At 70.3% G+C, this 22,935-nt stretch carries 23 protein-coding genes; 6 read left to right on the top strand and 17 right to left on the bottom strand.

Features of this window, described 5'->3' with window-relative positions:
• The first annotated feature begins 76 nt into the window (after positions 1–76).
• Both ABZ862_RS34560 and ABZ862_RS34565 read left to right on the top strand, forming a co-directional pair.
• Positions 77–385 (top strand): transposase, encoded by a 309-nt coding sequence (locus tag ABZ862_RS34560; RefSeq protein WP_360967216.1) that lies wholly within the window; start codon positions 77–79, stop codon positions 383–385.
• Positions 346–1,131: an IS3 family transposase gene (locus tag ABZ862_RS34565; protein WP_360967219.1), complete on the top strand. Its 786-nt coding sequence runs from the start codon at positions 346–348 to the stop codon at positions 1,129–1,131. Before ABZ862_RS34560 ends, ABZ862_RS34565 begins: the two co-directional genes overlap by 40 nt.
• Positions 1,132–1,245: 114 nt before the next feature.
• Here ABZ862_RS34565 and ABZ862_RS34570 read toward each other — a convergent pair whose 3' ends face one another.
• Positions 1,246–2,019, bottom strand: coding sequence for an IS110 family transposase (locus ABZ862_RS34570; protein ID WP_360967222.1), 774 nt, complete (start codon positions 2,017–2,019; stop codon positions 1,246–1,248).
• Here ABZ862_RS34570 and ABZ862_RS34575 point away from each other — a divergent pair.
• A complete protein-coding gene (locus ABZ862_RS34575) occupies positions 1,969–2,151 on the top strand; it encodes an antitoxin (RefSeq protein WP_360967225.1) in 183 nt (60 codons plus the stop codon). The two genes, ABZ862_RS34570 and ABZ862_RS34575, sit on opposite strands and share 51 nt — an antisense overlap.
• A 102-nt stretch (positions 2,152–2,253) precedes the next feature.
• Here the strand turns inward: ABZ862_RS34575 and ABZ862_RS34580 are convergent, their stop codons facing one another.
• The 16 genes from ABZ862_RS34580 to ABZ862_RS34655 form a co-directional block, all read right to left on the bottom strand.
• Entirely contained in the window at positions 2,254–3,525 is a 1,272-nt protein-coding gene (locus ABZ862_RS34580) for an MFS transporter (protein ID WP_360967227.1), read from the bottom strand.
• Between the two features lie 148 nt (positions 3,526–3,673).
• Positions 3,674–4,537 (bottom strand): ABC transporter permease, encoded by an 864-nt coding sequence (locus ABZ862_RS34585; RefSeq protein WP_360967230.1) that lies wholly within the window; start codon positions 4,535–4,537, stop codon positions 3,674–3,676.
• Positions 4,538–4,578: 41 nt separating this feature from the next.
• Positions 4,579–5,673, bottom strand: coding sequence for an ABC transporter substrate-binding protein (locus ABZ862_RS34590; RefSeq protein ID WP_360967233.1), 1,095 nt, complete (start codon positions 5,671–5,673; stop codon positions 4,579–4,581).
• Positions 5,674–5,686: 13 nt separating this feature from the next.
• Positions 5,687–7,279, bottom strand: coding sequence for a carboxylesterase family protein (locus ABZ862_RS34595; RefSeq protein WP_360967236.1), 1,593 nt, complete (start codon positions 7,277–7,279; stop codon positions 5,687–5,689).
• A 122-nt stretch (positions 7,280–7,401) separates the two neighbouring features.
• Complete coding sequence (locus ABZ862_RS34600; protein ID WP_360967239.1) at positions 7,402–8,106, bottom strand: GntR family transcriptional regulator; 705 nt, start codon at positions 8,104–8,106, stop codon at positions 7,402–7,404.
• Positions 8,107–8,206: 100 nt separating this feature from the next.
• Positions 8,207–9,061, bottom strand: coding sequence for an amidohydrolase family protein (locus ABZ862_RS34605; RefSeq protein WP_360967243.1), 855 nt, complete (start codon positions 9,059–9,061; stop codon positions 8,207–8,209).
• A gap of 45 nt (positions 9,062–9,106) precedes the next feature.
• Positions 9,107–10,090: a 4,5-dihydroxyphthalate decarboxylase gene (locus ABZ862_RS34610; protein WP_360967246.1), complete on the bottom strand. Its 984-nt coding sequence runs from the start codon at positions 10,088–10,090 to the stop codon at positions 9,107–9,109.
• 52 nt (positions 10,091–10,142) lie between these two features.
• Positions 10,143–11,021 carry a hypothetical protein gene (locus tag ABZ862_RS34615; protein ID WP_360967249.1) on the bottom strand — a complete coding sequence of 293 codons (879 nt, stop codon included), beginning with the start codon at positions 11,019–11,021 and terminating at the stop codon, positions 10,143–10,145.
• Between the two features lie 52 nt (positions 11,022–11,073).
• Positions 11,074–12,252 carry a DUF3500 domain-containing protein gene (locus ABZ862_RS34620; RefSeq protein WP_360967251.1) on the bottom strand — a complete coding sequence of 393 codons (1,179 nt, stop codon included), beginning with the start codon at positions 12,250–12,252 and terminating at the stop codon, positions 11,074–11,076.
• 128 nt (positions 12,253–12,380) lie between these two features.
• Positions 12,381–13,292, bottom strand: coding sequence for a hypothetical protein (locus ABZ862_RS34625; RefSeq protein WP_360967254.1), 912 nt, complete (start codon positions 13,290–13,292; stop codon positions 12,381–12,383).
• Between the two features lie 5 nt (positions 13,293–13,297).
• Complete coding sequence (locus ABZ862_RS34630) at positions 13,298–14,953, bottom strand: thiamine pyrophosphate-binding protein (protein ID WP_360967257.1); 1,656 nt, start codon at positions 14,951–14,953, stop codon at positions 13,298–13,300.
• Positions 14,950–16,020 (bottom strand): amidohydrolase family protein, encoded by a 1,071-nt coding sequence (locus tag ABZ862_RS34635; RefSeq protein ID WP_360967260.1) that lies wholly within the window; start codon positions 16,018–16,020, stop codon positions 14,950–14,952. Before ABZ862_RS34635 ends, ABZ862_RS34630 begins: the two co-directional genes overlap by 4 nt.
• A 65-nt stretch (positions 16,021–16,085) precedes the next feature.
• Entirely contained in the window at positions 16,086–16,946 is an 861-nt protein-coding gene (locus ABZ862_RS34640) for an aldolase/citrate lyase family protein (protein ID WP_360967263.1), read from the bottom strand.
• The gene (locus ABZ862_RS34645) at positions 16,943–17,626 is read right to left on the bottom strand and encodes an SRPBCC domain-containing protein (protein WP_360967266.1); all 684 of its coding nucleotides are present in this window, start codon (positions 17,624–17,626) and stop codon (positions 16,943–16,945) included. The genes ABZ862_RS34640 and ABZ862_RS34645 overlap by 4 nt, the downstream gene beginning before the upstream one ends.
• A 234-nt stretch (positions 17,627–17,860) precedes the next feature.
• A complete protein-coding gene (locus ABZ862_RS34650) occupies positions 17,861–18,655 on the bottom strand; it encodes an ABC transporter ATP-binding protein (protein ID WP_360967269.1) in 795 nt (264 codons plus the stop codon).
• A gap of 322 nt (positions 18,656–18,977) precedes the next feature.
• Entirely contained in the window at positions 18,978–19,883 is a 906-nt protein-coding gene (locus ABZ862_RS34655; RefSeq protein WP_360967271.1) for a LysR family transcriptional regulator, read from the bottom strand.
• 514 nt (positions 19,884–20,397) lie between these two features.
• On the opposite strand from ABZ862_RS34655, the gene ABZ862_RS34660 reads away from it, so the two are divergent.
• The 3 genes from ABZ862_RS34660 (at position 20,398) to ABZ862_RS34670 (ending at position 22,923) form a co-directional block, all read left to right on the top strand.
• The gene (locus ABZ862_RS34660; protein WP_360967273.1) at positions 20,398–21,456 is read left to right on the top strand and encodes an ABC transporter substrate-binding protein; all 1,059 of its coding nucleotides are present in this window, start codon (positions 20,398–20,400) and stop codon (positions 21,454–21,456) included.
• 133 nt (positions 21,457–21,589) lie between these two features.
• Positions 21,590–22,141 carry an NADPH-dependent FMN reductase gene (locus ABZ862_RS34665; RefSeq protein WP_360967275.1) on the top strand — a complete coding sequence of 184 codons (552 nt, stop codon included), beginning with the start codon at positions 21,590–21,592 and terminating at the stop codon, positions 22,139–22,141.
• A gap of 2 nt (positions 22,142–22,143) precedes the next feature.
• Positions 22,144–22,923 (top strand): SDR family oxidoreductase, encoded by a 780-nt coding sequence (locus tag ABZ862_RS34670; RefSeq protein ID WP_360967278.1) that lies wholly within the window; start codon positions 22,144–22,146, stop codon positions 22,921–22,923.
• Positions 22,924–22,935: the final 12 nt, after the last annotated feature.

A 22,935-nucleotide genomic window follows, 5' to 3' on the forward strand; every position in this document is an offset into this window, starting at 1 on the left:
CCCCCATTGAGGTGATCCCCGTGGTGTGGACACACCTGACAATGGATCCTGTTGATCCTGGAAGGTGTAGATCCACGTGGCACGGCCCTCGAAGTGCAGTGCGGAGTTCCGGTCCGACGCGATCGCGTTGTGGCGGGCCTCGGCCGGCAGGCGGACGTTCAAGGACGTCGCGGCCGATCTGAACGTCGACCCCGAGATGTTGCGGACCTGGGTGCGTGATGCCGACGGTCGTCCTGTCGTCGCCGGCGCGTCGCAGGACACCGAGGCCGAGCCGGCCCGGCTGCGGGCGGAGAACGCCCGGCTTGCCGGGGCGGAGAAGGAATGGCATCCGGAGCGGGAGATCCCGTGTCGGGCAGCGGCGTATTTTGCCCGGGAGACGAAGTGAACACCGCCGCTTGGGGCTTCGTCTCCGCCCATGCCGAGATGTTCGGCATCAAGCGGATATGTCGGGTGCTGGAGGTCTCCCGCTCGGGCTACCACCGGTGGATCGCCGGCGCCAGGGCGCGGACGGAGCGGCAGTCCGAGAAGGACGCTCTGGGCAAGGAGATCCGCGAGATCCATGCCGAACACCGCGGGAACTATGGCGTGCTTCGAGTCCATGCCGAACTGCGCGGCTTCGGTCACACGGTCAACCGCGAGCGGGTGGTCAGGCTGATGCGCAAGCACCAAATCGTCGGCCGTCACCTGCGGAAGAAGAAGCGCACCACGATCCCGGGCCGCCTCGCGCCGCCGGTGGCGGACCTGGTCCAGCGGGACTTCACTGCCGGCGCACCGGACGAGAAGTGGTGCGGCGACATCACATACGTGCAGGTCGGAGTCGCGTGGCTCTACCTCGCCTGCGTCATTGACATCCGGTCGCGCCGGGTGCTCAGCTACTCGACGGCCCCGTACATGCGGGCCGAGCTTGTCATCGACGTGCTCGAGGCGGCGGTCGCGGCCCGCGGCGGCGACGTCACCGGAGTGATCTTCCACGCGGACCGCGGATCGCAGTACACCTCGGCCGCGTTCGCCCAGGTCTGCGGCAGGTACGGCATCCGCAGGAACATGGGCAGCGTCGGCTCGAGCTACGACTGTCAGTCTCTTCGTGCCGGATCCCGCAAGGATCGGGTGGTCCCGGCCGTGTCGGTCTGACTCTTGCTTACGACTGACCCTGCGGGTGTCCTGGCGTTGATCTGTCGACCGCCCGGCCGGGCACGCAGCAAGCGCTGCCGCCGGACGGACGTGACCTGATAGCGCCTCTGTGTGTCAAGCGGCTTGAGCGAGGTGGGTCCGTTGATCTCGTTTCATGATCCGGTAGACCACGTTGGACAGGCGTCGTTTCAGGGCCCGGCGGGCCTCCGCCGGGGTCTTCCCTTCCGCGATCTTGCGCAGGTAGTACTCCTGTCCCCGTCCCCCGTCGCGGATCTGGCAGACGGCGATGATGTGGAGGACGGAGTTCAGCGCGCGGTTGCCGCCGGTGTTGAGGCGGTGGCGGACGTTGTTGCCGCTGGAGGCATCCAAGGGCGCGCTGCCGGTGTAGCTGGCGAAGTGGTGCTCGGTGGGGAAGCGGCTGACGTCGCCGACGTGGCCGATGACCTTGGCGGCCAGCACGGTGCCCAGGCCCGGCAGGGTGGTCAGCGTAGTGCGGGCCACCGCGAGGACATCGCGCATCTCGGCCTCGTTGTCTTTGACCTGCCGGTCCAGTCGGTGCAGGTCGCCCAGCAGGTCACGGGCTATGTCCCGGCGGCAGGCGTCGGTGTAGGTCACGGGCCGGACGGCCTTCATGGCGGCCGCGGCCTTGTCGGCGGACAGGCCGGTTGGGGCGCCGCCGGGCAGCAGGTCTCGCAGCACGGCGTGAAGCCGGTTCAGAACGCGGGTGCGCTCGTGGACCAGGTCGTCATGCCGCTCGGTCAACAGCCGCAGGACCGTGGTCTGGTCCTCGGCTTCAACGACCCTCAAGTCGTGGCGGAAGAGAGCGACTTGGGCGACGTGACGGGCGTCGTTGGCGTCAGTCTTGCGGTCGCCGCCAGTTGTCAGCACCCCGGCCAGGGCGTCGAGGGCGCCGAGCGGCTGATCGACGAGCGGACGGGCGACAGGTACGACGCGCAGACCGACAAGGCCGCCGACGCGATCCGCCGCTCCTACCGGAGCGACGGCACGACCGAGCGCTGACCCGGCGCCCGCCTCACAGCCCTGGCCCCTGCCCGCCGCGCGGCCCGGTCCGCCCCTCGGGGTGCTGGCAGCCCACGGGCGGGGGCCCAGGGGGCCGGCTCATCACTGCCGGACAGGCCGGCCGACCGCTGACAGCGCCAGGACCAGCACACCCACGCCTGTGGCGGCGAGACCGCCGACGAGGAGCGCGGCGCGGGCTCCCCAGGCGGCGCCGACGGCCCCGACGGCGGGCGCGCCGACGACCGTGCCGCCCAGCCAGCCGATCGACCAGATCGACAGCACCCGCCCGCGCATCTGCGGCGCGGCTCGCAGCTGCAGCAGCGTCTTGGCCGAGGAGTTGAAGGTGATGGAGGCCGAGCCGACGAACACCAGGGCGACCAGTGCCACCGCGGGCGTCGGTGCCAGGGCCGCCACGGCGATCAGCGCGCCCCAGATCACCGCCGACAACGACAGGGAGCGGGTGCTGAACCGATGGCGGCGCACCGCGACCAGACCTCCCAGCACCGCACCGGCGCTCATCACCGCCATCGCCGCACCGTAGCCCGCGGGGCCCAGGCGGAAGGTCGACGTGGTCAGCAGCGGCAGACTGACGGGGAACTCCCAGGTGAGAATGCCCGTCACATACACCATGACCATGGCGTGGAGCAGCTCGGTGGTGCGGCAGACGTAGGCGACGGCGGCGCGGATCTGGCCACCTGCCCGCACCTCGCGCTCCGCCGGACACATCTCCGCCGTCCGTAGCATCAGCAGGCTGACGATGACAGCCAGGAACGAGACGGTGTCCAGGGCGAAGCAGGGTGTCACCCCGAGCGCCGCGATGACGACACCGGCCAGACCCGGGCCGATGAGCTTCGCGGTGTTGATGCAGGTGGAGTTGACGGCGATCGCGTTGGCCAGGTGCTCACGGTCGACGAGTTCGCTGATCAGGCTCTGCCGGGCGGGGCTGTCGAAGACGTTGGTGAGACCGGTCACCAGCATGAGCAGGACCAGCAGGGGCAGCGTCATCAGCCGGGCCCAGCTCAGGAGGGTGAGCACCGCGGCCTGGACGGCGAAGCAGACCTGAGTGACCGTGAGCAGCCTGCGGGTGTCATGGCGGTCCACGACCAGCCCGCCCCAGACGCCCAGCAGCAGGACGGGCAGGTACCGGGCGGCGGTCATGAGGCCGAGGACGGTCCCGCTGTGCGTCAGTTGCAGGGTCAGCCAGCCGACGGCGATGTTCTGCATCCAGTTGCCGACCACGGACGTGGTCTGTCCGAGCGCGAACAGCCGGTAGTTCCTGATCCGGAGTGACGCGAAACTGCCGAGGGCAGCGGGGCCTTCGGACGGGGACGTGGGGCGGCTTGTGGGGAACGGCCCGTGCCGGTGCGCGGTCATCGGCGTACCCGTCCCACCGCGGGTGCGGGCCCGGTCACCGGGGCCGGGATCACCGGTCCGGGACCGGGTTGTCGGCCGCGACTCCCGCACGGGGCTCCGTCTCTTACCGGGTGGGGGCCGGACGGGACGGTCCGGCCCGGGGCGCTGCTCAGTTGCCCTTGCCCCTCGCCCGTCGGTCACCCAGGCCGAGACGCTTCAGGGCGAGGGTGTCCAGCCCGGTGAGGATCCCGTTGAGGATGAGCGTCATCGCCACCAGGATGATCAGGCCCGCGAACTCGGTCGGCGCGTCGAGGTTGGTGGCCGCGGTGAACAGTTCGTGGCCGATGCCGTCGGTGGAGGCGATGAACTCACCGCCGATCACGCCCAGGATCGCCAGCGGGCCGCCCGTCTTGAGCGCCGCGAAGAAGGGCGCGGCCAGGGTGGGAAGCGTCACGTAGCTGAGCACGTGGTGCCGTCGTCCGCCCATCACCTGGACGATCTCCACGAGTTCGCGGTCCCGCAGCCGCAGGCCGAGGTAGACGTTGTAGAAGACCACGAAGGCCACGCCCGTCGCCGCGATCGTGATCTTCGACAGGGGGCCGATGCCGAAGAACAACAGGAAGAGCGGTGCGAGAGCGATCTTGGGAATACCGTTGACGGCCGCGATCAGCGGCTCGAACACCCGGCCTGCGAGCGGTACCGAGCCCAGTACCAGGCCCATCACGGTGCCCGCCGCCACACCGATCCCGAACCCGGCCACGATCTCGAAGGCCGTCGTCCTGATGTCGGTCCAGCCGGCCGACGAGCCGAGCAGCTTCCACAGCGCGTGGGACACGTCGGTCGGCTTGCTGACCGCGTACTCCGGCAGGACCGGACCGCTCATCACCTGCCAGAGGACGAGCGTCAGGGCAATCACCACGAGGCGCAGCACCACCACCAATGCGGTACCCCGCCACGCAGTGCTCCTGACCTTCTCGGTCCGGGGCACCTTCACCTCGGTCCTGCTTTCTGCACTGTTGGTAGCAGTCGCCATTGTCTGCTCCTTTCGGTTCGCCGGTGCGGCACCCGGCCGTCTCACGGCAGGTACTTGTTCGTCCAGTTGTCGGTGGTGACCTCGGCGCCTGCGGGCAGGGTGCCCAGACTGTCGAGGAACGCCATGGTCTTCTTCCATCCGGCGGCGTCCATCGAGCCGCTCACCGGCCAGTCGACCTGCTGGAGGCTGGCCTGCACGACACTGTCGGGCACGCCCTTGAGCGACTTCTGCGCCGCCTTCAGCACCGTCCGGTCACTACTGTCCTTGAGGTGCTCGTCCATGTAGGCCGTTGCCTGCTGCACCGCTGTGGCGAACTTCTTGACCACGTCGGGGTGGGCGTTGGCGTAACTCTTCTGGGTGACCAAGAGCTGTCCGTAGCCGGCCTGTTCGGCGGCCCACTCGGGTACCTTGAACGGGTCGGCGACCACGACGCCGTCCCCGTCGTCCTGGATCTGCAGCGGGATCGGCTCCGAGGTGACGAACCAGTCGATCTGGCCGCTGTTCATGGCGGCCTTGTCCGCGGCCGGGCTCGGCAGCGACACCCACTTCACCTTCTTGCCGGGATCGACGCCATACTTGCGGAGGAAGATGCCGGCCTCGGCCTTGGTGTTGGCGGAGCTGGCACCGCCGGTCGACCCGGACAGCGCTTTGGCCACCTGGGCGGCGGAGCTCTTCGCGGTCAGCTTGTGGGAGGCGGCGAACTTCTTGCTGACGACCAGCCCGAGCGGGTTGCCCAGGCCGTCGGCGGAGACGGCGATCTGCGGAAGCCCCTTGGCCAGGGCGGACACGAACCCGGTGGGGCTGCTGTCGAAGAACTGCACCGAACCGGACTGCAGGGCCGAAGGGCCGGTGGCCGCGGTCAGCGTCACGAACTTGATCTTCAGGCCCTGCCCGCGGAAGTACCCGTTGGCCTCGGCCACCTGCAGCGGCGTGTCGAAGATGCTGCCTCCGCCACCGACCGTGACCTGGACGAGGCCGTCGGAGGTCGTGGTGGTGCCGGCGCCACTGCCGCAGGCGGTGAGCAGCGCCGGGGCGAGCATCGCGGCCGAGGCGTGGGCAAGGAACCGGCTGCTCCCGCCGGGCCGCAGCCGGACCGCTCTGCGAGCCGTAGGAGGGGTCGGGATGTCGTGCGTCATGAGCGGTCTCCTGTCACCAAGCTTGCTGAGTAAGGAAGAAGCGTTTCCAGAAGTCGAGCCGGGGCGGATCCGCCAGAGGGATCGGGCCGAAGCCCGCGCCGACCTCCATGACGGTCGGGGTCTCGGGTGACCATGCGGGCCAGTGCGGCAGGCCCGGACCGTTGGGGTCACCGGTGGCCGCGAAGTTGGCCCAGTAGCCGCTCATCGTCTCCGCGACGTCGCGGTCCTCGGGGGTCCACTCGGCGTGATCGGGGTGGAGGTTGTCCCACACGAAGTCGATATCGGAGCCGTGCGCGGCACGCCGGGAGCTCTGTCCCACCGGGGCGGCGTAGGTCCAGAAGTACGTGTACACCGGCCGGCCCGCGTGGGCGGACCAGTCCTTCGCCCACAGCCAGGTCGAGATCCTGGCATTGTCCCGCACCGCGGCGCAATGGGCGTGCGCGGCCTCGTCGTCCGTGCCGGCGGGGTAGAGCCGCAGGAACTCGTCGGCCATCGCCCCGAACTTGAGCCGGGAGGTCTCGACATGGTCCTTCCGCGTCAGGTGGACCGGCGGCGCGCCAGGCCGCCATGCCTTCCTCCCGAGCGCCCGGTACTCCGCGAAGGCGCTCGCGGGCACCGCCCCGCTCTCGTCGAGGTTGTTCCCGGCCAGGTACCAGACGTCGTTCTGCAGCCCCTTGGCGTAGGTCTCCTCGTAGCCGTACGGAAGCACCCAGCCGTCCACGACCGGACGGAACAGCGGCGGCCTGGCCGGGCCGCCCGTCTCGACGGCGCTGTCGACCGCGGAGGCGTCCCCCTCCACGAGCTTCTGCCAGGGCAGCGACCTCAGCCGGGCCAGGGTCCGTGCCCCGCGCTCCGCCGCGTAGCGGGCTCCGGCGGCCTCGGCGTCGGCCGGAGTCCGGTAGGACGTGCCCAGGTACCGCAGGTCGGGGTCGCGGGAGTGGCGCGCGTGGCTCTGCGCGACGGCCCGGTGGAAGAGGCCCTTGGCCAGGGGCGACATGCTCAGGAAGTTCACCGATCCGGCGCCGGCCGACTGCCCCGCGATCGTGACCCGGCCGGGATCCCCGCCGAAACGGACGATGTTGCGCCGCACCCACCTCAGCACCGCGATCTGGTCGAGCAGCCCGTAGTTGCCGGAGGCACGGTGTCCGGACTCCTCGCTGAGTTCGGGTGTCGCAAGGAAGCCGAAGGCGCCCAGACGGTAGTTGAAGGTGACGACCACGACGCCTCTGCGGGCCAGGGCCTCACCGTCGAAACGCGGACTGGCACCCGTGCCGACGCGGAAGCCGCCGCCGTGGATCCAGACCAGCACCGGACGCAGGTGTCCGTCCGCGGGATCCGCCCCGGTCCAGACGCTCAGGCGCAGGCAGTCCTCACTCATCGGCAGGTCGTCGCCGTTCAGCTCGGACCCCGGCACCTGCGGGCACACCGGGCCGAACCTGACGGCCTCGTGCACCCCGGCCCACGGCAACGGGGGTCGCGGCGGCCGCCAGCGCAGGTCGCCGACCGGAGGGGCCGCGTAGGGGATACCGCGGAAGACGGTGATCGACCGGTCGCGCCCAGGTATGCCCCTGACCGGTCCCGCTTCGGTCATCACCGGCTGGCGCACGGTTTCTCCTTCCGGTCGGTGCGGGACGGTTCGACGGCCGGCCGGGCCGGTGGCCCGGACCGGGGCCGTGGCGGCCGACGGCGGCGCGGAGTCTCCGGGGCGCGGAGAACCGGACGGCATCCTCAGGCGTCCGGTGCCGAGGCGGTGCGCTCCCGGTGTGCCTGCAGCAGCAGGGCCCGGCGGGCGGAGGCGACGTGGTGGAGCATGGCGGCGACGGCCGCCGGGGGGTTGCGGGTGATGACGGCCAGGAGGATGGCCTGGTGCTCCTCCAGCGACCCGGTGCGCGGGTGCGGCGCGGACAGGTTGCGGTACTGGCGCATCACCAGCGGGTACAGCAGGGTGTCGTACGCCCGTGCGAGGGTCTGCTGGTGCGCGGCCTCCTTCACCTGCTGGTGGAAACGCCGGTTGCCCCGGGAGTAACCGGTCGCGTCCCCGCGGGACTTGCAGTCCTCCATCACCTCCAGCGTGGTGCGCAGCTCGCGGATCTCGTCCTCCGTGGCCCGTTCCGCGGCCTTGCCCGCCAGCGCGGACTCCAGCGTCTCGCGGGCCTCCAGGATGTCCGCGGCCTCCTGGACCGAGAAGCTGCGGGTGCGTACTCCGCGGTTGACCTCACTGGTGACGTAGCCCTCCTGGGCCAGCCGGACCAGGACGGCCCGCATGGTGCTGCGCGAGACGCTGAACATCCGGGTCAGGTCGGCCTCGGTGAGCCGGGTGCCCGGTTCGACGCTGCCCGAGAGCAGCAGCGAGCGCAGCCCTTCGTAGGCCTGGCTCTGCCGGGTCAGCAGGGTCCGGCCCGTGTCGTCGTCGAAACCGTTGGAATCCACCATGATCACCTTGTAGGTCTGCTCGGAGAGGACGAACTGCCGTGGCGGACAGGGCCGGCGTGCGGCCGGGCCCGGAGGGCAGCGGGGAACTGCGGACGGGCCGTCAGGCCCGCACGAGCTCCGGGTACAGGCGCCGGGCCGTACCGGCGAAGATCTCCTGGCGGTCCTGCTCCGGCAGACCGGCGAGGATCTCCTCGGCCAGGGCGCGGAGTTCGGGCAGGGACTGCTCGGCGGCGGGCAGGTTCGACCCCCAGGCGATCCGCCCCGCGCCGAACGCCTCGACGACCGGCCCGAGGAAGTCGCCCGCCCGGTCTTCGGCGTCCCGCAGCCGCTCCAGGTTGCGGTGGGTGAGCTTGAGGTGCAGGCCCGGGTGCACACCGAGCTCCGCGACCTCGGCGCCGGCCCGGGCGGGCGAGGCGGCGATGTCGGGGTAGCCGATGTGGTCGAGGAGCACCGTCACGCCCGGGAACCGCTGCAGCAGCTCCACCAGTTGCCTGGTGGCCGGGCCAAGACGCATCTGGAGGCAGACCGGCAGGTCCAGTTCCCCGGCCTGCTCCCAGAAGGGGAACGTCTCCGGGGCGACGAACCATTCGCCCTGGGTGGGCACAGTGCTGCCGCTGGTGAACAGCCGTACTCCGGCCAGGCCGCCCTCTCCGGCCGCTGCCTTGAGGGAGGCGGCGGCGTCCGGGCGCAGCGGGTCGACGGTGCCGACGGCGACGAAGCGGTCCGGGCGGTGCCGGCTGCTGTCGAGGACGTAGGAGTTGTCGTAGCCGTAGTTCGTGGTGGCCTGCACCAGGACGGCCTGGGCTATGCCGGCGTCGTCCATGCGGCTGATCATGCCCTCGGCGGTCACGGGCCGGGTCGCGGCCCACTCCGACTGCTTCCCGCCGATCGGTGCCTTCGGGTAACGGGCCAGGTCCTCGGAGATGATGTGGCAGTGTGCGTCGACGATGTCCACGTCGGGTGCTCCCTTGTCTTCGGTGTGTGCTGTCCGGGCCGCGGCTCAGGCGTCCGGGTAGTCGCCCGCGGCGAACAGCGAGGGCAGGTCGGCGGAGAACTCCGGGTCGAGCAGTCCCTGGTCCTTGGCGAAGCGCACCATCGCGTGGAGGCTGGGCGCGTTGGCCGTGATGCCGTAGGGGACCGGGTCTCCTCCGATCTGCCGTCCCTGGCGGGCCAGCCGGGGCACCGCCGACCACTCGGGCCGTGCGACGAGGTGACGGCGCTTGCTCTCGGCGAACGCCGCGTACAGCCTGGTCGGCAGGCCGGGGTCGCGTTCCACGAGTTCGGAGCGCAGGGCCACCACCGAGTGCAGCGGGTAGACGCCGGTGCGCAGGTAGTGGTCCACGGCGAGCGTCCCGGCCTCCGGGAAGAGCGGGTAGGGGCCGTCGTCGCCTTTGGCCTCCGGTTCTGCCGCCGCGGTCCAGCCGGCCCTCGGCGCGCCCGCCCGTCCTGTCCCGGCGTTGCCGGTCAGCGCTGCGTCGATCTCCCCGGCGCGCAGCAGCCCGCCCAGCGAGCGGCCGTCGGTGACCCGTTCGACACCGGCGGGGACATGGCCCTCGACGTGGTCGTCGTCGTCGACCACCCAGGTGATGCCGTCGATGTCCACGCCGTACTCCTCGCGCAGCACGCCACGCACCCATACGCCGGTGCTGACCGAGTAGGCGCGCACACCCACCCGGCGTCCCTCCAGGTCCCGGGGCACGCGGATGCCGGAGTGGACGGCGCACTGCACGTCGCCGTGGTGGAAGCGCCGGTTGAGGAACACCGGGACTGCGGTGAGCGCGATGCCTTCCTGGCGTGCCATCAGATAGGACACCGGTGCCAGTTCGCAGACATCGAACTCCAGGTCCCGGATCATCCTCCGGTAGGCGCCGATGACCGGTCTGACCTCGACCGGTTCGACCAGGTGACCGTCGATCGTCACGTCGCCGTCCAGCAGGGGCCCGGCGTGCGGGTAGTCGCCGAGAACCACTGTGAGCTTGTCCATGCCTTGTCCTCTTGCTCGTGTGTCGTGAGGGGGACCGTCCGTGCCGGGGCCTTCAGCCGCCGAGCCGGGACGGTGCCACGCCCAGGGCCGTGCAGGTCCGTTCGACGAGTTCGTCGTAGTCCACCGCCCGGGGGATGACGTCCTGCTCCAGCGCGTAGGCGGCGGCCTTGGTGAACGCGGCGCGCAGCCCCTCGAAGCCCACCGGGTGCAGGGGGACCGGGCCGCCCTCCTCCTGGGCGGTGAGCACCGACCGCATCGCGTCGTACGCGGCGAGGACGGCGGCGCCGTGCTCCACGGCGGCCGCCCCGGACACGCCGACCACGTGGTTGACCGGGACGAACCCCTGGTCCCTCGACCACTGTTCGGCGACCTCGTGGGCGTTGTCGACGGCGGTGCGGACACGGTCGTCGGAGGGCAGCTCGTTGCCCATGATCCCGAAGTCGACGCGGCCCGCCAGGAAGTCCTCCGGCAGCTTGGTGCCCTCCGGCGCCCGCGTCACCCAGGACGGGTCCTCGGCGCCGTCCACGTGGTGGCCCTCGTACGTCGTCCAGTCGGCCTTGCGCAGGTCGATGCCGTACTGCTCGGTGAGGAACCCGCGCACCCACACGCCGGTGGTCTGGCTCCAGGCGCGCACGCCGACGCTGTGTCCCTCCACGTCGGCGACCGAGAGGCCGCCGAGGGTCACCAGGGTCTGGTGCTGGTGGCGTCCGAGGGTGGTGACGGGCAGCAGCAGCACCGGCCTGCCGTGGGCGACGGCCTGCAGCACGGTCACGATCGCCAGCTCGCACAGGTCCGTGTCCGACGCGTTCACAAAACCGCGGGAGGCCTTGTGTACCGGCTTGACACCGATCCGCTCCGGCTCCGCACCCGCCTCGCGGGCCGCCGACAGCGCGGCTGCCGCGAGGTCGTCACGGCCGAGCACCAACTTCATGTCTCTCTCCTCTTGCAGGAAACCGGCGTCCTGGGCCGGAAGGCGGCGGTTGTCAGGCCTGCCCGTCCGGGTCGGCCGGACGCTGCCGGTGGTGCCGTTCGTGGTGCCGGCGCAGCAGGTCGACACCGAAGTCGTTGCCGTTGGGGGTGCGCACGACGGTGTGGATGTGCCGGCGCGAGTGGTAGTCGTTGTCGAAGAGCACGCCGGGCATGTGCTCGAACTCGACGAGGATCACCGGGCTGTGGAAGCGGTAGTAGAAGGTGCCGTCGGGATCGCCGACCCAGGCGAAGTGCGTGTCGCCCTCGTGGGCCCGTACCTCCTCCATGCGCACCCGGGCGTGGTGGTCGCCGGCCCGGTTCACATAGAGCCCGAGCAGGCGCAGTGCCGTGTCCCGCTGGCCGGGCGCCATGTCGCTCAGCCGCAGCCCCTGGTGGTCGAGTTCGAAGTTGTCCCGGAAGGCCCCGACGAACAGCTGCGCCGGCATTGTGTCCGCGATGACGGCCTCTTCCCGCTGCCGCCGGTCGAGCTGGGTGAACAGCTCGTGCCCGAGGGCTTCCTCGGCGCGGAAGGCCACGGTCCCCGCGTAGGTGCCGGACCCGGCGATCACCGGCTCGGCGCCGAGGAAGGAGGGCGTGAGGACCATCTGGTCCCCGACGAAGACGCAGTTGATGTTGACGTGGTGTCCGTCGAGCTGCCAGCCCCACGGGCCGCCGTTCTCCGGCTCGCCGTAGAGGGAGAACCAGTACAGCCACTCGTTGAGGCCGTCCGTGTTGCCGCTCAGTTCGCCGACGGTGAGGTTGAGGTGCATCAGGTCGACCGCCTGGCGGTACCCGTCCGCGCTGAGGCTCTCGCGGATGACGGCCAGGGCCCGTTCGCGTTGCGCGTCGTCGAAGTCCTCCAGCAGCATGCCGTGGCGCAGGAAGTACCGGGCGCCGTTGTTCCAGTGGCGCCAGCTCACGTCGTCCATCGGGAAGCGGCCCTCGGCGAGCTGCTTCTCCGTCAGGCCCGCCAGATAGTCCTCCGCCGCCCGGTACACCGGGCGGACGTCCGCGCCGGTGGAGCGCAGCGGGAACAGTCCCGGCCGGATGCCGTCGGACGTGGCCACGCCGCGGAAGGGCTCCTTTGCCGCCTCGACCCGCCAGGCGACCTTCTCGAGCAGGTCGGGCGTCCATGTCTCGGGCTTGCGAGTGGGCGGATTGCCCCGCTTGCGCAGCCCTGCCGGTTCTCCCACCGTTGCTCCTCTCTCGATGTTCCTGGAAGGGTGCGCCGCCGGGCGGCGCCCCCGTGCCGATCGCCTTCTCCCGTGCCGCGGAAGGCAGTTGCGTCTTCTGCTGCGCCGGGAAGGGCCGTCGCGCCTTCTCATGCGTCGAGGAAGGCCGTCGCCTGCTCGATCGCCGTGCCGTCCACGGGTTCACGGATCAGGTCCTGTTCCTGCGCGTAGCGTGCGGCGATCTCCAGACAGGCGGTGAGCGCCGTGCTCCATCCGGCGGTGACCGCGCGTCCGGCGGGCGAGCCGTCACGCCGGTCCGCGGTGTCCGCGATCGCCTTCTCCAGGGCCCGGTAGACGGCGCGCACCGCGTCGGGGCGGTCCCGCACGACGTCGTCGCGCACCACCAGCAGGTGGTTCGCCGGGATCGTGCCGTGCCGCCCGATCCACGCCTCCCCGGCCCCCTCGGCGTCCGCCACGAGCGGGACCAGCCCCGCGCCCTGCCCGCCGATCGCCTTCGGCCCCAGCACCGCGGCCGAGACGTCGTGGGAACGCAGCAGGTCCCCGACCCGCCCGGCCGCCGACCGCTCCACGTACGGGGGGTTGACGTACTGGGCGACATGGACGTCCTCGGTGGTCACCCAGGTGACGTCGGAGGACTCGACCCCGTACTCCTCGCGGAGCCAGCCGCGCACCCACAGACCGGTCGTCTGGCCGTACGCGCGGACCCCCACCCGCCGGCCCACCAGGTCCCGGGGGCCGATCACCGGGTCCTCGGGCAGCCGGGTCAGGGAGCGGTGGTGGGTGCTTCCCACCAGCACCACCGGCAGCAGCGTCAGCGGGATGCCGGCGTCGCGGGCCTGGAGGTAGGTGGCCATCGGCATCTCGCAGATGTCGTAGGCCAGGTCACGGACCATGCGGGCGAAGGCCGGGGGCAGGGGCGAGGACTCCGGGAAGCGGCAGACGGTTCCGTCCACCGGGACCGTCCCGTCCTTCAGCGGCCGGGTGTGCGGGTGGTCGCCCAGCAGGACGGTCAGCGGCGGTGCCGGGTGCTTCCTGCTCATGCCGCTCACACGTCCTCGCCGTACTGGATGCGCCGGTACGGGGTGCTCAGCACCGCGCGGGTGATGCGGACGTCGATGACGGTCGGCCGCGGGGTGCGCACGTACTCGGTCAGGGCGTCGCGCAGCTCCTGCGGGGTGCGGACGGTGGCTCCGCCGCCGCCCAGCGCCTGTGCCACGGTGCCCAGTTCGGGTGTGGGGATGGTCGCGAGCTCCGGGTCCAGGCCCTTCGCCCTCGCCTTGTGGTACTCGGCGCCCAGGCCCTGGTCGTTCATCACGACGACCAGCAGCGGGACGCCGTAGCGGCACGCCGTCTCGAACTCGGACAGGTGCATGAGGAAGCTGGCGTCGCCCTCGACCACGAATCCGGGCCTGTTGCCCTGCGCGATCATCTGGCCCATCGCGATCAGCGGGGCCTGGCCGATGGCGCCGAACATGCCGTAGTTGGAGAGCACGTCACGGGAGCGTTGGAAGAGCATGGTGCCGAAGTCGGTCTGGTGTCCGCTGCCGAGCACCAGGCCCATCTCGCCCGGGAGTTCGTGGTCGAGGATCCAGATCGCCTCGCGCGGGTCGAGCCGTCCGGGCTCGCGCACGTACTCCGCCTGCGGGTGCAGGCGGTCGGTCAGGTGCTGCCGGACGGCGTCGGTGTGGAAGCCCTCCGGCCGGACGGACCGTTCCCGCAGGGCCCGGGTCAGTTCGGTGAGCGCGGTGACCGCGTCGGCCTGCAGATAGCAGTCCGCCGTCCTGCCGTTTCCCATCACCAGGTGCGCAGCGGTGTCGATCTGGATGTACTTGGCCTCGGGATAGAGGTAGCCGCTCTCGATGGTGTAATGGTTCAGGCTGGCGCCCACCGCGATGACGCAGTCGGCCTCCTGGAGCAGTTCCATCGACGCCTTGTCGCCGAACAGGCCCGATAGGCCGACGTGGAAGTCGGTGCGGTCGCACAGCCAGTTCTTCGCCTGGAGGGTGGTGGCCAGCAGTGCGCCGGTCTGCTTCTGCAGGGCGAGGATCTGCTCGCCGGCGTCCGCCTTGCGCGCGCCCCGCCCCGCGATGACGACCACGCGCTTGGCGTTGCGGACGAGGTCGCAGGCGGCGTCGATGCCCGCCGGGTCCGGCAGCAGCCGCGGCGTGCGGATCAGGGCCGTGGAGGGGACGTAGTCCTCGTCGTAGTCGTCCAGTTCGGCCATCTGGACGTCGAAGGGCGCGCTGATCATGACCGGCCTGGACTCCGTACGGGCCAGGTAGAAGGCCTGGCGTACGGCCTCCTGGGCGTTCTCGGGCCGGGTGACGCGGATGAACTCGCACTCGATCGCGGCGGCGAAGCGCCGCTGGTCGAGGTACTGGGTGGCACCCTCGTCACCCAGTACCGTCTCACCGCAGAAGGCGACGAGCGGAGTACCCGCCCGGCTCGCCACGATCATCGAGGTGGCCAGCTGGGAGACCCCGGGACCGCTGGTCGTGGTGACCACACCGGGCCTGCCCGCGCCGCGCGCCCAGCCGTCCGCCATGCCGAGGCCGGAGCCCTCGTGCCGCACCTCGTACAACCGCACACCGCGGTCGGCGAGCGCGGCCATCCAGTGCATGTTGGCGTCGCCCATCATGCCGAAGACATCGCTGGTGCCCTCCCGGACGAACGCCTCGGCCAGCGCTTCGTAGACCTTCACCTCTGGGACTCCTTCACGTCCGCCGCGGCCGTCGCCCGTGCCTTCAGGACACCGTCGAGCCGTGCGAAGACCCGCAGCGCGTTGCCTCCGTAGACCGCCTGCCGGTCGCTGTCGCTCAGGCCGGTCAGGGAGTCGAGGGTGAACTTGGTGTCGTCGAACCGGCGCCCGGTCTCCGGGTCCACGCTGCGGACGGCGCCGATCATCTCCGAGGCGAACAGCACGTTGCGGGCCGGGACGACGTCCAGCAGCAGTTGCATGCCCCGCCGGTGGTACACGCAGGTGTCGAAGGAGACGTTGCGCAGGACCGACTCCTCCAGCGGCGGCCGGCCGCGGTCCAGCATCATCCCCCGGTAGCGGCCCCAGTGGTACGGGACGGCACCGCCGCCGTGCGGCAGGATCAGCCGCAGCGCCGGGAAGTCCCTGAACAGATCCGACTCGCACAGCTGCATGAACGCCGCGGTGTCACCGGCGAGATAGTGGGCGCAGGTGCCCTGCAGCGCGGGGTTCCTCGACATCGCGACATGGACCATCGCGGGGACGTCGAGCTCCACCATCTTCTCGTAGAGCGGGTAGTAGACCCGGTCGGTCAGCGGCGGGGCCTGGTAGTACCCGTCCGACGGGTCAGGGTTCAGGAGACAGCCGACGAACCCCAGCTCCTCGACGCAGCGCTCCAGTTCGCTCACCGAGTTGCGCACGGAGGCGGCGAGCGCCTCACCAGCGGACTGGGGGAGCTGGCACACGCCCACGAACCGCTCCGGGAAGAGGCCGCACACCCGGGCGATCAGGTCGTTGCTGACGCGCGACCAGTCGAGGCTGGTGCGCTCGTCACCGTAGTGGTGGGCCATCTTGCCGGCGCCCGGCGAGAAGAGCGTCAGGTCCGTGCCCCGCTCCGTCTGCAGCTTCAGCTGCCCGTTCTCGATGGCGTCGCGGATCTCGTCGTCGCTGATGCGGAGTTCGTCGGGCGAGACGCGGGCGCCCGACTCCTCGAACGCCTGGATCTGCCTCTCCCGCCACTTGCCCAGCGCGGGGGGCGCCGTGGTGAAGTGACCATGGCAGTCGATGATCATGAAATGCTCCGAGACTTGCGTAGCGGTGGTGGCGTGGGTGCGCCCGGGGCGCGGTGCGTGTGCCGTCAGCCGCGACCGGTCAGCTCGCGGGCCTTGTCCAGGCCGGGGTGGGAGCGCACCGGCGCCGACATCAGGAAGCGGTATCCGTCGTCGAGCACCTGCTTGACGTTGTCGGCCGTGACATGGGGGTGGCCCACGGCGACCCCGCGCTCACCGCAGATGTCGAGGATCAGCCGCTTGCACTCCAGCACCCTCGGATGCTCGTACTGGCGGGGGAAGCCCAGTTCCTGGCTCATGTCGCCCTCGCCGATCAGGATCAGCCCGATCCCCGGCACCTGGTCCAGGATGTCCGGCAGGTTCCTGATGCCGAGCTGGTCCTCGATCATGAGGCCGACGAGGATCTCTCCGTCCGGGGCGAGCGGCCACACATCGGCCCTGGAGTAGTACTCGATGTTCGGGATGCCCCAATAGCGCGTCGCCGCGTGCGGCCCGTCACCGCGCAGGCCGGCGGGCTCGTAGAGCGGAGCGTCGGGCAGCCGCGGGTAGCGGCAGGCGGCGACCGCGTTGCGGGCCTCCTCCACCGTGGAGACGTGCGGCCAGACGACACCGAACGCGCCGAGGTCGAGTGCCTGCTTGGCGTGCCACTGCGCCTTCTCCGCTCCGTTGGCGGGGATGCGCACCAGAGGGGTGACAGCCGGCGCGAGACTGTCCGCCTCGAAGATCCGACGCCGGTTCAGCAGGTACTGGAAGCTGTCCTTCAGGGCGTTGATGTCCCAGGGCTTGTGCTCCATCTCGAACACCACGGCGTCGTAGGCCGAGTTGCTCAGCTCGGTCGCGGACGTGGGATCGGCCGCCGAGAAGGTCGCGAAGACGTGCTCTCCCGCCTCCAGCGCGCCGATCACCTTGTTGAGCCTGGACGTCGTCATCGCGGGCTCCCTTGGCCGAGTGCTTCACCGGAGGTGTTCATGGAGGGCGGCGCCGTCTGCGGCGCCGGTCCGCCGCGCCTGCGCCGCCCCGCCCACCAGGCGCGCAGGCGGGCGAGCAGGCCGCGGGGGCGGGGTGCGGCCGTGCGGATGCCGGCGGGCACCGCTGCGTGCGGTTCGGCGGCTGCCGGCCCGATCGGCTCGGCGGCGGCTGCCGCGACCGGCTGGGAGGGTGCGGCGCAGGCCTTGACCAGTTCGTCGGTGAACTCGGCCGTCATCCGGGAGACGACCATCCCGGCGCCCGACTCGATCAGCTTGGCCAGCTTGCCGTTGAGCTTGATCTCACCGTCGCAGAACACCCTGGAGGCGCCGGGGGTGTCCCCCTCGGTGACCCGGAAGGTGGCGCCGGCACTGAAGCGGGTGGCGCCCTGCCCGTCCGCGCCCCGGGCGGTCAGCCGGCCCTCACGTGCCGGTTCCTCGAGGTCCAGGGCGACCCGGGCGGCGAACCTGACCCGCAGACCGCCGAATCTGACGGCCAGGGTCCCGTCGAAGGACCCGTCGTCGTGCGACGGCCCGAGCTCCGCGCCGCCGATGCACGACACGACGGCCGAGGGGTCCGAGATGACCTCCCAGACGCGTGGGGGCGGACTCGGTACGGTGATCTCTTCCTTGATCGGTATCAAATCTGTGAACCTCACTCGGCGGCGGACATGACGTCTCGGGGGCCTGTGAGAAGGCACGACGACATGGCGGCATGGCGACTTGGCGATGTGGGGATGTGACGACTCGAGGTGCGACGGCTCGAAGGCACGGCGACTTTGCGGCGCGGGCGGACGACGGCCGGTGCCTGACTCACGCGCCCAGGTGAGCGACGGGCCTCCGCAGTAGGTCGCTCGGCGTGGCCGGCGCCTCGCCCGCTACGCGGCGGACTTCCGCTCGGCGGCGAAGAGCCCCCAGAGGTCGTTGTAGAGCTCCGAGAACTCGTGGGACTCGACGAGCGAGCCGATCTGGCGCGGGCGCTCGAAGGGAACCGGGATGATACGGCGGACCGTGCCCGGGCCCTTCGACATCACCACGACCTCGTCGGCCAGGTAGATGGCCTCGTTGAGATCGTGCGTGACGAAGATGAGGGTCCCGTTCTGCTCACGCCAGATGTTGAGCAGTTCCTGCTGGAGCTCCAGCCGGGTGATGGCGTCCAGCGGCCCGAACGGCTCGTCCATCAGCACGATGGAGGGGTGGTAGATCAGCGCCCGGGCGATGGCGCAGCGCTTCTGCATGCCGCCGGACAGCTCCCGGGGGAAGTGGTTCTCGAAGCCGTTCAGGCCGACCAGGTCGACCCAGTGGGCGACGCGCTCCTCGCGTTCGTCCCTGGGAACCTTGCGGAACTTGAGCGCCAGACCGATGTTGGCCTTGACGCTCAGCCAGGGCAGCAGATGCGAGTGCTGCGTCACGTAGGCGGCATCGGAGTTGACGGTGATGACGCGCCGGCCGGCGTAGTGGACCTCGCCCCGGGTGGGAGTGAGCAGTCCGGCGGCCAGGTTGAGGATGGTGCTCTTCCCGCACCCGCTGGGCCCGATCACGGCGACGACCTTGCCGCGATCGACCTTGAACGACACCCCCTCGATCGCCGGCCGATGAGTGCCGGGGAACTGCAGGGTGACGTCGTCGAGACGGAGTGCCTCCGGGTGGAAGGTGCGCTGGCTGGTCGACATGGCTGTCTCCTCGGCTCCCTCACCGCGAAGAGACGAAGCGGGGGCCGTGCGCTCGTGCCGGTGGTGGCATTGGTGTGTGACGGTCCAGTGAACTGGTGCCGATGGAGTGATCGTTGCCCCGGAAGGAGCGCCTGGGACGGCCGGATCCTTCGGGCAAGGCGGTCCCGGCGACACCGTACGGCACCGGGATTGTCCGACAAGCTTTGATGGGAACGTAACACCACCGACTTCTGTGGACAAGAATCCTGCAGAAAAACGTCCCCCACTCACAGGTTGTGGTGCTCAGGCCGAGTCATTGTTGGACAACAGGGTTCCGAATGGCTCACCGAGGCTGTCGCGCGGCGGGCCGGTCGAGGGCGGCGATGAGGTGGCCGAGGTCGCGTCGGTGGGAGTCGGCCTTCCACACGGCCCAGGTGCGGCGGACGATGGGATCGCCCACCAGCGGGAACCAGCCCACGATGTCGGGCAGGGGCTGGGACCAGCCCGCGGGGACGAGGGTGAAGGCCTGGCCGCCGCTGACCGAGGCGAGCTTGACGTCGGCGATCAGCGGCCCGTCGTTCACCACAGGGCCGGGATCGATGCCGTGGTTGCGCAGGATGGCGGCGACCTCGTCGTACCAGGCAGGACTGCCGGAACGGGGGAAGCCGACCCAGTCCAGTCCCGTCAGGGCCTCCAGACGGATGCCCTGCGGTCCGGCCGGCCCGGTGGCGCGGTCCGCCACGAGCAGGGCGCCCAGCGGCTCCTCTACGACGAGCATCGCGTCGAAATCCTTGTCCAGTGGGCGGCTTCGCAGCAGGCCGAGGTCGAGCTCGTTCCTGTGCAGGGCCACCAGCTGGTCGGCGGTGGACAGGTGTTGCGCCTGGACGCGGGTGCCGGGATAGGCCGTGGCGAGGTCGAGGAGCGCCCTCGACAGCAGATCGGCCGGCAGTTCCACGGGAATCCCGAGACGCAAGGTGGTCGCCGCTGCCGCCGAGCGTGCTTCCATGGCCGCCAGCGCCTGGTCGTACCGCACCAGTACGGCGCGTGCCTCGGTGAGCAGAGCGAGACCGGCCTCCGTGGCCCGTACGCCGGTGGTGCTGCGGGTCAACAGCTTCACACCGAACTCGCGCTCCAGGGCGCCCATGGTCTGGGACAGGGCCGGCTGGCTGATGTGCAGCCGCCGCGCGGCCGCCGACAGGCCCTGCTCCTCGACCACCGCGACGAACGCCCGCATTGTTCGGATTTCCATACGCTCATGACATCACGGACCGCGGAAGGCGAGGTGCTCGCCCGACGGGGCCGCCTCGTCACGACAAGCGTGGAGGGCCGGTCGGGACAGGGCCAGCGCGGAGACGGAGCGCCATAGCCGGCGCTTATGGCCCTCTCGGCAGGCCCTATGGCCGGTGGGCTATACACGGCGCGGCGGCCGGGAGTTGAGTATGGCCGCACGGACGAGGGGACCGTCCGGGGACGTCGGCAGCACGCAACGCCCGAGCGGACTCGCTCCGGTGGCTCGCCGTTCGTCGGGACGGTGGGAACGCCGAGCAGACCGGCGTGCGGGCGCGGTCGGCGCCCGGAGTGTGGTCCGGCCGTCGCCGAGGGGGGAGGCCGGCGGGATCACTCGCGCATGGTGGAGCACCACGGAGCGGTGCCGATGAGGACAGGACCGCCGACGCGCGAAGGGTGACCGTCCGCATCCGTGAAGATGCCCGGCCGGCGTCGTGACGACGACCGGCCGGGCCACCGAGGAAAGAGGGAAAGACATGCTGATGCGAAGAGCCGCTCTGCGTCACCGGCTGAGCCGCCGGGGAGCCGTACCGGCGTTCTTGGTCACCGCCGGTCTGCTGGCCGCCGGGTGCGGCAGTTCGGCGTCGGCAGCGAAGTCGAGTGACGGCACGGTCGCGGTGACGGTCGGCGTGTCGGGAGCCAACGTCAACATCCTGCCGGTGTGGGTGGCTCAGAAAAAAGGGTTCTTCGCCGCGCACCACGTCAACGTCAAGCTCGCGGTGCTGACTCCGACGATCACCAACAGCGCCCTCACCTCGGGTTCTGTGCAGTTCCTCGCGGGCAGCGCGAAGAACTTCCTCACGGCGGTCGAACACGGCACCGACCAGCTCACCGTGGCGCAGACCTCGACCGGTGTGCCGCTGGGCCTGGTCATCAGCACCAAGTACGCCAAGGCGCACCACATCACCGCGGCCACCCCGCTGGCCACGGTCGCCCGGGAACTGGTCGGTTCGACGGGCGGCTCCTCGTCGGAGTCCACGACCGCCGAGGCCAACCTCTTCCTGCGCCGCTACGGCGTCGACACCGGCAAGATGAAGGTGGCGACCCTCTCCAGCCCGACCATCTACCAGAGCGCCCTGAAGTCCGGCCGCATCGACTGGTTCTGCACGTCGGAACCCACTCCGCTGCAGGCTCAGGCGGCGGGTGCGGGCGTGGTCGTCGCCAACTCGAAGAACGTCCCCGCCTGGGCGTCCGACCGGATGGGCCCCGGCAACATCACCATCACCAAGAAGAGCTACGCGAGCGGGCATCCCGACGTCGTCAGCGACTTCACGCAGGCGATGCAGGACGCGGTGAAGTACATCCACGACAACGAGGGCTCCGCCGCGCTCACCGACATAGCGGCAGCGGAGTCCCCCGGCGTGCCCCGGGCCATCCTCAAGGAGGCGATCTCCGAGATCGACTGGCCAGAGAACAGCAGGATGACCGCCGAGCAGTGGACCACCGGGGTCAGGTTCACCGTGTCCATCGGTGCCGCCAAGGCGAGCACGACTGTCAAGGAGGGGACCGATTGGACCAACAAGTACCTCGGTTAGCCCGGTCCGCGAGGCGTCGCCGGCAGCGGGCCCAGGACGCCGTCCACGAAAGGAATACGCTGTGAGAGCCACTCGTCCGTCTGCCGGCGACTCCGGTGCGGACACGCCGCGTCCTTCCCCGGGACGTGTGGGTGTGATCATCGGGAGCACCCGGCCGACGCGTATCTGCGCGCAGATCGCCGCCCTGGTCACCGCTCACCTCGGTAAGGACAGCGCCTTGTCCTACGCGACGGTCGACCTCGCGGAGATCGACCTGCCGTTCCTCGACGAACCGCGAAAACCGGCGCTCGGCCGGTACGAGCACGCGCACACCCGCGCCTGGAGCGAGACCGTCCGCGCCTTCGACGGCTTCGTCCTCGTCTTCCCGCAGTACAACTGGGGCTATCCGGCAGTGCTCAAGAACGCGCTGGACTTCCTCTACGAGGAATGGAGAGACAAGCCGGCCGCGCTGGTGACCTACGGTACCCGTGGAGGTGCGAGGGCCGCGGAACAGATGCGGACCGTGCTCACGGGCCTGCACATGCGCGTCGTCGCCGACGACGTACGGATGAGGATCTCCGCCGACGACGTGGACGACGCAGGTCAACTGCTTGACGCCGCCGGGAAGATCGCGGAATACCGTGACGGGATCAGCGAATTGGGTGCACAGCTGTCTGCTTTCCTCATTTCCGCACAGGGAGAATGACCATGGATCTGGGAATCGCGGGCCGCAGAGCGATAGTCTGTGCGTCGAGCCAGGGAATAGGATTCGCCTGTGCCGCGGCACTTGCGGCGGAGGGCGTCGAAGTATGGCTCAACGGGCGCCACACGGAATCCCTGCAACGGGCCGTCGATGAAATCCGTGCGGTCGGCCGTCTCGCCGTGCACGGCGTGGTGGGCGACCTCACCACCACCGAAGGCAGGAATGCCCTGCTGGAGGCGTGCCCGGACCCCGACATCCTCGTCACCAACAATCGCGGGCCGCGCCCCGGACGTCTCGGTGAGATCTCGGACGCGGACCTGCGGGAAGCGCTGGAACTTCATTTCGCGGCACCGATCCACCTGCTGCGCGTGGTGATCGACGGCATGGTCGCGCGAGAATTCGGCCGGATCGTCAACATCACCTCCGCGGTGGTGACCCGTCCCAGCGTCACCATGGTGGCCTCCAGTGGGGCGCGGGCCGGCCTGACATCGGTGATGAAAGCGGTGTCGAAGGACGTGGCCAAGCATAATGTGACGATCAACAACCTCCTTCCGGAGCGCATCGATTCCGGAAGACAACTTCAGCTCGCCAAGCGGACGGCGGAGCGAGAGGGCATCACTTTCGAGGAGGCCCGGCGACGCCAGGCGGAGTCGGTCGCCGCGCAGCGGCTCGGGGCCCCGGCCGAGATCGGTGCCGCCTGCGCCTTCTTCTGCTCGGCGCAGGCCGGATACATCTCGGGAAACAACGTCCATGTGGACGGCGGAAGTTATCTCGGCCTGGTCTGAACCGTGTCAAGG

The organism is Streptomyces sp. NPDC047000, from assembly GCF_040644295.1.
Taxonomy (GTDB): Bacteria; Actinomycetota; Actinomycetes; order Streptomycetales; family Streptomycetaceae; genus Streptomyces.